The following is an 8,360-nucleotide window of genomic DNA, read 5'->3' as shown; positions in this document are numbered from 1 at the left end:
CCTGGGAACGGCCCTCCACCACCACAGCAGTGATCACCAAACGCCTCATCGACATCGCCAGAGACTGACGGCCCGCTCATTCCGATGTCTTGAGACACCCCATTCCTATGTCCTGAGCGAACACACCACCACCACCGCCACCCAAACGGCCATTTACCTGGCCAAACGCTGTGAGGGCGAGACCAATTGGTCTCGCCCTCAGCGCTTTTAGTCTCAGTTCTAGTCTCAGTTGCCGTTCTTAGGCCGCGCCCTGGCTGCCCTCGGGGTCGTCGTCCTGGTCCTCGGCGGGCTCCCAGAGGAGACCCGCAACACGCTCGGCGACATCGCTCCGGATGACGTCGCTCATGTGCTGGTACCGCTTGGCCATGGAGGCACTCGACCATCCCATGATGGCCATCGCCGTAGGCGTTGGGACGCCGAGGATCAAAAGGACCGTCGCGGCCGTGTGGCGAGCATCGTGTAGACGGGCCTCACGGAGTCCGGCCGTCACGAGTAGATCTTTCCACTCGTGGTAGTCGGTGAAGGGGTTGAGTGGCTCCCCGTCCGGCTTGGTGAAGACGTACCCCTTGTCCGTCCAGAGTTGGCGTGCTTGATCACGCTCGGCTTCCTGCTGGGCCTTGTGTCGTTTGAGGAGTTCCAGGAGCGGCGCGGGGAGTCCGATCATGCGGCGTCCAGCCTTTGACTTGGTCCGTCCGGTCTCCGCCCGAACCTGTCGGCGCTGTGGGCAGTAACCCGCCTTACGGCGACCGCAGGACTCGGCCTCACAGCCATGGAGGTATTGGGGCGTAGGCGGCCACGCCGGATACGGATCATGCTGGTGGTGAGGTCAACGTCTTCCCACTTGAGGCCGAGGGCTTCGCCCTGGCGGAGCCCGAGGGCAAGCGCGAAGACCCAGCGAACACCGTTGCGTGGCTGCTCCCCAGCGACCTTGAGTAGCTTCTTGATCTCGCCGATCTCGTACGGCTCGAACTCCTCCTCATCCAACCTCGGTGCGGTGGCAAGGAGAACGGGGTTGGCGCCAAGGTGGCCACGCCTGACGGCGACGTTGAGGGCGTTGCGAAGGGTGCGGTGTACGTGGTGTGCCGTACCCGCCGAGAGCCCCCTCACCTCCTGCATCTTGGCGTACAGCGCCTCGCAGTGTTCGGGCGTGAGCTTGTCCAGGCGGTGAGCGCCGATGCCGGGGATGAGGTGCTTCTCGACGTCCACGCGGTACCCAGAGTGGGCGTTCTCCGAGATCCTCGGCGGGATCGCGATGTTGTCGATCCAGTGCCGGAGCCACTTCTCGACGGTCCAGCGCTGCCCGGCCTTGGGCATCCTCCCCTTGTCCCGGAGTTCCTCCAGCTTCTTGACCTTCGCGGTGACCTCGGCCTTGGTCTTGGCCATGACGTGACGGCGGTCGGGCTTGCCGTCGTCCTTGGTGCCGACCGTCACGCGGCCGTGCCAGTAACCATCCTTGCCCTGGTAGATGCTGGATCGCCCGTTGGCGTTGCGCCCCATGGTGGCTGTTCCCTCTTAATTAGTTGGACTGGGCAGCGGCCAGGAGGCCAGAATCGAGGCCGGGGTTCTGCGCGACGGCGACACACTTCCCTCGACACGTGAACTCGCTGATCAGTGGGGTGTCAGCGTCTTCACGATCAGCGAGGCGATGAAGCTGCTCGCCCAAGAGGGTCTTGTGGTCAGCAAGTCGCGGTCCAAGCGCGTGGTTCACGCGCCCGACCAGGCTCAGACCAACCGGGTCCGGCTGGAGAGACCGCACGTGATCTTGATCGGGGGGTATGCGGGCAGCGGCAAGACCGAGCTGGGGCGCATCCTCGCCCGCGAAACAGGATGGCCAATGCTCGACAAGGACACGCTCACGCGTCCCGTGGTCGAGGCCGCCCTAGAACTGCTCGGGAAGTCACCCCACGACAGAGAGTCGGAGACCTACGTCAACCAGATTCGGCCGCGTGAGTATGAGGCGCTCGTCGCAGCGGCGAACGAGAACGTGGAGTGTGGGACCAGCACGATCGTCACCGCACCGTTCATCCGGGAGTTCAACGATGGTGCGTGGGTGAACCGGACACAGGCCTACTTCACCTCGATCAACGCGATTACCACGCTGGTGTGGGTGTACTGCGACGCCGAGACGATGCGCACCTACGTCCGCCATCGTGGCGCAGCCCGCGATGCGGCCAAAGTCGCTGACTGGGACGGCTACCTGGCAGCCGTGGATCTCAACTTTCGACCTACAGCGCCGTACGTCCTGATCGACAACAGCGCATCCAGCAGCCCCTTGCAGGATCAGGCGCGGGATCTACTCAAGGCGGTCTTCAGCGGCCAGGCGGAGACATGACGCAAGCCGGAGTCATCCTCTACGGTCCGCCGGCCTCGGGAAAGGACACTGTCACAGAGGCCCTGCACGCCCTGAGCCCGAGGTACACCCTCTTCCGAAGGATCAAGGTAGGCACTGGCCGAACGGGCGGGTACCGGATCGCGAGTGCAGCCTAGGTAGAGAAGCTTCGGCAAGCCGATCAGATCGTGTGGGAGAACCAGCGCTACGGCTACACCTACGTAGTTGACCGTCCGGGCTTGGCTGAGCATCTAGCCCACGGCGTACCCGTCCTGCACCTCGGCCAGGTAGAGGCTGTTCACCGGGTAACGAGCGCACTGCCAGAGGTCCGATGGCTGACGGTCTATCTGTGGTGTCCGCGCAGCGTCGCCGAGAAACGCATCTCGGCCCGTGGCACCGGCGACACGGAAGCCCGCCTGAAGGCATGGGACGAGACCGACCCCCTACAAGACGCAGACATTGTTCTGGACACCTCACTAGTCCAGCCACACGAGGCAGCACGCGAGATCGATCACCTATCGCCGTAGTGACTAGTGCCGTAGCTGCGAACGCGGGATCAGTCACCGATGAACAGCAGATAGTGGTGCGTCCTGCGGGCCACTTCGCACAGAGCCCGGACTTCAACGACCCACGCACCGCCGCGCTCGGCGGGGAGCCGATCCAGCTCCCCAAGCAGCGCCGGGATCTGCCGGTGATTGAAGACCGCATCACCATACGGATCGAGCGCGCCGAGCAAGGGGAACGCTGCTCGGTCCAGGTCGCCGAGGGTGATTCCCCACGGCAGCCCGCACCCCGCCCTCGCCACGACCTCACCGGTCAATTCCCGCCTCACCATCATATTGATCACCACATGATGCTAAGCGGGCGACGCAAACCCCGAACCGGGCAAACGTTCGCTGCCACGGCACTAGTGCGGTGTCCACAAACCTTCACCGGGTCGTCTGCCTCCGTCGACACTCCCGGAGCCGGTGAACGTATGTCACCCACTGGCTTTCCGGGGCGGATTGATGAAGATCACCGTCCTCTCGCTCGGAGGTGGCGTCACGTCCAGTCCATGAGATCTCAGCACTTCGATGATCTCGTCGAAGTGGTCGGGGCTGTGCCACCCGATCGCCAGCGGACGCAGGAGGCTGTGCCAGCGATGGGTGCGTTCCTGCCGCAAGGCCGCAGAGGCGCGGGCGTGGTTGTCGTCGATCTTCTCCCACTGGTCCAACAGGGCGCGGTACTCGTCGTGCAGGTCCTCGGCGTCATAGTCACCGCGTTCCACCCCGGCGACGGTCTCCGCATGGTGGTCGGGGTCGATTCCGGCGGCTGCCAGCAGTTGCGGCTTCATCGCCTCGATCTCGTCCTTGACCCAGTCGGGCATTGGCTGCTCGGCCACCCCCCACCCTTCCTCGGCGAAGAACGCATCGGCGTAAGCCTGTGCATAGCTGTAGAGGAAGCCCTTCGGGCCGCGCGGCGTCTCAGCGGCGGCGTCCTGCTTGGTGAAGGCGCGCCAGGTGAGGTCGAAATCGGCCCCGAAACCCCGTTCGCTCAGTTCGGCGAACGCAGCACGCAACCGCTCAAGGTCTGTGTGCTCTTGCATGCGCGCGAGTATGGCATCGGCCATGCCACACGCCGACGTTTCGAGACGATCAAGTGGGTTGACCGAGCGGGGCGGATCACCGGTCGGCATGTCACCAGACCCGGTGAACATATGTGGTCACCGCACTAGCTGGGTGTGCCACGTTCGGGCACACTCCCCACAGCACAAGCCCCGACCACACGCGGTGATCGGGGCTAGGTCCGTTTGGGTCAAGCCGCGTGCTGGTCCAGGACTGCCCGCACCTCCGGCACGTCCCGGAAGTCCTCCAGCTTCGCGAGCACGACGCGGGACCGTTCGGCCGTCCGGGCGCTGGGGAAGTCCGCCGTGAGGTCGAGCATCCTACGCGCGGCCCTCGCGGCCTCCTCCGGCTCGTTCGCGTCCGCCAGCGCAACCACGAGCCACGACAGGTACAACGCAAGCTCACGCGTCCGCGCGGAGTCGTACCGGTCGAGCACCTCTTGCAGCAGCGGGACCGCGCGAATGGGCTTATGCAACTCGGTGTACACCCGAGCGTCCATGATCTGAAGTTCCTCCGGCGACACCCAGTAAGCCCAGACCGGGCCCTCGCCGTCCGTGAGTGCTTCGTGAGCCTCCCCAAGCTCACGCATGGCGCTCTGAGCGTCTCCCGCCATGGTGTGAGCCCACGCCAGACGATCGGCGTAGAGCGCTCGCGCCTTCCCGGGTGCGTCGGTGCCGGCCTCGTCTCGCGCGGCCCGCGCGAGGCTCACACCCTCGTCTTCGCGGCCGGTGTTGGAGTGCTGATAGGCGAGGCTGCCCGCGAGGTTCCCCACAAGCGAGAGGTCTCCCGCTTCCCGCGCAGCGGACACTCCCAGCAGGTAAGCCCGTTCGGCTTCCGCGTGCTGTCCGGCGTCGCTGGCGATCCATCCCGCGATCTGCGCGAGTTCACCGATGCCCGTCAGCAGGGAACGCCCGGTCTCTTCCGAATGGGACGTCTCCCGGTACAGGCGAACCGCTCCCCGCAACTCGCGGAACGCAGGGCCTAGAAGATCCCCGCTGGCTACCACGTCGTCCGCTAGACGCAACCCATGCGCCCGTGACGCGAGCCCCTCAGCAGCGGACAGACCGACCCTACGGCCCCGCTCGCTGACGAGCGGCCCCAAGCTTTCCTCGTGATCGGGCAGGAGATAGCCGAGCGTCTCCACGGAGCTCAGCGCGCCGTCCGGGAGGGTCTCCCCACGCGCATACGCGGCGGCCCGCTCCAACTCCTCCAGCGAGACCCCCAGCGCGACGGACAACGCCGGAAGCCAATCGTCCGGCACGCGCCCCCCGCGCTCGTACCGGCTGATCTCATTGCGCGTCACAGATGCCGTACCCGTCATCTGGCACAGCGTCTCCGCTAGTTGCCGTTGGCTCTTGTGGGTGGCGAGGCGCAACCGGGCGAGGTACTCGCCGAATCGCTTGCGCCGTTCGCTGGTCACCCTGGCCTCTCCCTTGCGTCCGCTGGCCCCTCTCTGGCCCCCCGCTTGGCCCCTTCCATCGTCGCACCGTGCAGGAACGCTGTCCTTAGAAAGGTGTCTCTCGACACAGAGTAAGCCCCGTAGACATGCCGCCCCCGAGAGGTGATACCGGTCATGAGCGCGTACCGCGAATGGTTCGCCAGGATGGAAGCCGACCACGCCGACCGGATGCGGTACCTCCGGTATCTGCAATACGAGCTTTCGCTTGAGAAGCGGCTAGCCGCCGTGATCGTGGAACGGAACGGTTTCCCGGTCCTCAGCGTCGTTCGCATCGAAGACAACTGGTCGATGATCGTTGAGGTTGCCTACTGCAACGGTTGCTGGTGGTACGCGACAGGCGGGGAGTTGGTTGTCGAGGCCGTTTGCCCTCACACGGCGGCGGATGACGTCTGTGAGGAGTTCTTCAGTGCCCACTGACGACGAGCAGACCACGACCGCCTACGCGTGTGTCCCCACGGTCCTCTCCGCGTTCGTCGAAGCGGGCACCGACAAGGGTTGGCGGAAAGCGTCGCTGGAGCTGGTAGCCGACGCCACGCGGGCCGAAGTCGAGCACAAGCTTGCGGGGGGTCCTCAGGTGGATACCCACGTCGCGATGACGACCGCACTTGCCGCCACCCGTCCCGTGTTCCGTCAGCACATGTGGCAACTCGGGTACCTGCAATCGTCGGCCGACGCGGTACAGCAAGCGGCGGAGGAACGCGTGTACGAGCTCGCGCTTGCGGGCCCAGAGGAAGCCACGGGCGGCCCTCCGTACTCCACGCTTCCGTAGGTCAGTCCGCGCGTTGCAGGTGTGGGGTGGACGCCTCCGCGCGGACGGGTGCCCCCAGTAATTCCCCGCACTGGGGGCACTTCCATGTCCGATCCACTTCTAGGCTTGATCAACTGCTCGGCGCCCACCGCCCGGCTGAGGGCGGTACGGGCGCCTCGCAGCATTCACACACGCACCCTCGGGGAAGAGAGTCCATGCCCCTACCTCCCGCGCCGCCCGCCCCATCTCCGCCTCGCCCGCCCAGCTTGCTCGGCGCGGCGCGGATCGCATGAAGGGACCGGCCCGCGAGACTTGAGAAGTCCTGCCCGGCATGCTTGGAGCGGAGGTGTACTGCACCGCCTTCGGTGTGTCCGCGCCGTTGGTCGGTAGGCAGTGGCAGGTGGTCTTGCAGAACGTCGGCAGGCCCGGCATCGGGGGTGATACCGGGCCTGTCGTGTCCGATCAGCGTCGGGTGGGGAGGCGGTCGACGGCCTTGACCTGGAGAACGGTGGTCTTCACCTCGCCGGCGCCGCTCTCGGGCTCGTCGGTCGGGTCGCCGCCGACGGGACGGGGCGTCAGGTCGAGGTAGCGGCTGCCCAGGAACCGGTAGGTGGAGCGGTCGAAGACCAGCTCCAGGCGGCCGCCGTCGGAGTCCTGGGACAGGCCGATACCGGGACGGCCGAGGGCGTCGGTGGCGTGCTGGTCCACCTTGACGCGTGGGACGTCGGCGAGGAACTCGAAGATCTGGGCGCGCAGTCGGGGGGGCAGGTAGTCCCCGATGAGGTCGCCCGCCGCGTACCAGTTCCAGCTTCCGAGCGGCCTGCCGGGTGCGGGGGTGCCGGTGGGGGCGGGGGCGGTGAGCTGCGGCTTCCAGTGCTTGAGCAGCCCGGGCATCTCACGCACCAGCCACAGATGACTGCCCGGACGAGGAACCGGCGCGCTCTTGTCCTCGATGGGGATCGGGGTATCGCAGACCTTGGCGCGCTGACGGGGGCAGGGGGCGCGCCGAAGGCCCGGCTTGGAGCCGTCGACCGACACCCAACGCTCCCGCGTCTGCTGTCCCTTGGGCTTGTCCGGGGCGACCTTGCCCGGGCCCCACGCGACGACGGAGCGGATGTAGAGGTACTGGTCCGGGCGTGGGCGAAGCTCGGGCTCCAGGCGGGCGACGGCGGCGGCCCGGGTGAGCACCTCGTGGGCACTGACCGTCCGGATCTCGCGGGGACCGTCGTCGGATCCCTGCGCCGCGACCACCACCGCACCGGCGGCCGCCACCGTACCGGCCAGGCCGACCGCCAGCAGGCCGCGGTACCGCTGGGGACGCCGGCTGCGGCGCCCGCCGTCGCGGGCGAGGGTGATCAGCCGCGCCCGGCCCTCGGCCAGGACCTCGGGGCTGGGCGGGGGCACTTGGTCGTACACGCGGTGGAGTTCACCCATTGAGCTGTTCCTCTCCCATGGCAAGGGGGTCGATTCCGCCGAGCGCCTTGCGCATCTTGGCGCGGGCGCGGCTGAGCCGGGAATGGACGGTGCCGGTGGCGATGCCGAGGGCCTCGCCGATCTCGGCCGGGGACAGGTCGCGGGACGCGGTCAGCAGCAGGACGTCCCGCTGCCCGCGGTCCAGGCGGCGCAGCGCGTCCGCCAGGTCCGGCCGGATTCCCTGGGCGGCCACCCGGTCCGCCACTCCCTCGTCGGCCGAGGTCGCGGCAGGGTCGGCTCCCGTGCGGGCCACGGCCCGCCAGAACCGCACCTCGCGGCGTCGATGCAGGCCGATCAGGTTGGTGGCGATCCCGTACAGCCAGGGCAGGGCGTTCAGACGTTCGGGGTCGTAGCGGTCACGCTGCCTGAACGCCTGCAGGAACGTTTCGGCCGTAAGATCGTCGGCCAGATCACGGCCGAGCCGCCGGGCGAGGTAGCGGTGGATCGCCGGGGCGTGCCGGTCGTACAGGGCGGCGAACGCCTCTGGATCCTGGCGGGCTCTCTCGATGATCGCCCTGTCGCTGTACTGATGCACCTCGGCGGTCACCGTGGTTTCGTCCTCGTCATCGCGGACCTTTCGCAGGGTCGGTGTCGGTCACCGGCTTTTAACCGCACCCCCACATCCACTTCCCCCCAGGTCAGAGCCACCGGGCCGAATCTCGACATACGCAACGATCCCCCGTACCCCGTTTCGCCTTCAGAGGTTGGTCGGGTGAATCAAGCCAGATCGTTTGGCCCTGCGGCGTC

General features: G+C 67.0%; 10 protein-coding genes. 3 read left to right on the top strand and 7 right to left on the bottom strand.

Annotated features, from left to right (window positions below):
- Window positions 1-238: 238 nt before the first annotated feature.
- Together ACH34W_RS49120 and ACH34W_RS49115 are read right to left on the bottom strand one after the other, a co-directional pair.
- Window positions 239-664: a tyrosine-type recombinase/integrase gene (locus tag ACH34W_RS49120; protein ID WP_395968163.1), complete on the bottom strand. Its 426-nt coding sequence runs from the start codon at window positions 662-664 to the stop codon at window positions 239-241.
- Complete coding sequence (locus ACH34W_RS49115; protein WP_395968162.1) at window positions 661-1,497, bottom strand: tyrosine-type recombinase/integrase; 837 nt, start codon at window positions 1,495-1,497, stop codon at window positions 661-663. The genes ACH34W_RS49120 and ACH34W_RS49115 overlap by 4 nt, the downstream gene beginning before the upstream one ends.
- 28 nt (window positions 1,498-1,525) lie before the next feature.
- Here ACH34W_RS49115 and ACH34W_RS49110 point away from each other — a divergent pair, with 28 nt between their 5' ends.
- Window positions 1,526-2,332 (top strand): GntR family transcriptional regulator, encoded by an 807-nt coding sequence (locus ACH34W_RS49110; protein WP_395968171.1) that lies wholly within the window; start codon window positions 1,526-1,528, stop codon window positions 2,330-2,332.
- 553 nt (window positions 2,333-2,885) lie between these two features.
- Here the strand turns inward: ACH34W_RS49110 and ACH34W_RS49105 are convergent.
- The 3 genes from ACH34W_RS49105 to ACH34W_RS49095 form a co-directional block, all read right to left on the bottom strand.
- Window positions 2,886-3,176: a hypothetical protein gene (locus tag ACH34W_RS49105; RefSeq protein ID WP_395968161.1), complete on the bottom strand. Its 291-nt coding sequence runs from the start codon at window positions 3,174-3,176 to the stop codon at window positions 2,886-2,888.
- Between the two features lie 132 nt (window positions 3,177-3,308).
- Window positions 3,309-3,914, bottom strand: a complete 606-nt coding sequence (locus tag ACH34W_RS49100) for a hypothetical protein (protein ID WP_395968160.1) — start codon at window positions 3,912-3,914, stop codon at window positions 3,309-3,311.
- A 209-nt stretch (window positions 3,915-4,123) separates the two neighbouring features.
- Window positions 4,124-5,353, bottom strand: a complete 1,230-nt coding sequence (locus ACH34W_RS49095) for a helix-turn-helix domain-containing protein (RefSeq protein WP_395968159.1) — start codon at window positions 5,351-5,353, stop codon at window positions 4,124-4,126.
- 153 nt (window positions 5,354-5,506) lie between these two features.
- Between ACH34W_RS49095 and ACH34W_RS49090 the strand changes: the two genes are divergently transcribed.
- Both ACH34W_RS49090 and ACH34W_RS49085 read left to right on the top strand, forming a co-directional pair.
- A complete protein-coding gene (locus ACH34W_RS49090; protein WP_395968158.1) occupies window positions 5,507-5,809 on the top strand; it encodes a hypothetical protein in 303 nt (100 codons plus the stop codon).
- Window positions 5,799-6,161, top strand: coding sequence for a hypothetical protein (locus ACH34W_RS49085; RefSeq protein WP_395968157.1), 363 nt, complete (start codon window positions 5,799-5,801; stop codon window positions 6,159-6,161). Before ACH34W_RS49090 ends, ACH34W_RS49085 begins: the two co-directional genes overlap by 11 nt.
- Before the next feature lie 441 nt (window positions 6,162-6,602).
- On the opposite strand, the gene ACH34W_RS49080 is transcribed toward ACH34W_RS49085, so the two are convergent.
- Together ACH34W_RS49080 and ACH34W_RS49075 are read right to left on the bottom strand one after the other, a co-directional pair.
- On the bottom strand, window positions 6,603-7,574 hold the full coding sequence (locus tag ACH34W_RS49080) for a CU044_5270 family protein (protein WP_395968156.1): 972 nt from the start codon (window positions 7,572-7,574) through the stop codon (window positions 6,603-6,605).
- Complete coding sequence (locus ACH34W_RS49075) at window positions 7,567-8,160, bottom strand: RNA polymerase sigma factor (protein WP_395968155.1); 594 nt, start codon at window positions 8,158-8,160, stop codon at window positions 7,567-7,569. The genes ACH34W_RS49080 and ACH34W_RS49075 overlap by 8 nt, the downstream gene beginning before the upstream one ends.
- Window positions 8,161-8,360 lie beyond the last annotated feature (200 nt).

Origin of the sequence: Actinomadura sp. 6N118, assembly GCF_044326415.1 — a bacterium.
In the GTDB taxonomy this organism is placed as follows: Bacteria; Actinomycetota; Actinomycetes; order Streptosporangiales; family Streptosporangiaceae; genus Spirillospora.
The sequence above is the reverse complement of the archived record's forward strand: the minus strand, read 5'-3'. Positions and strand labels throughout refer to the sequence as shown.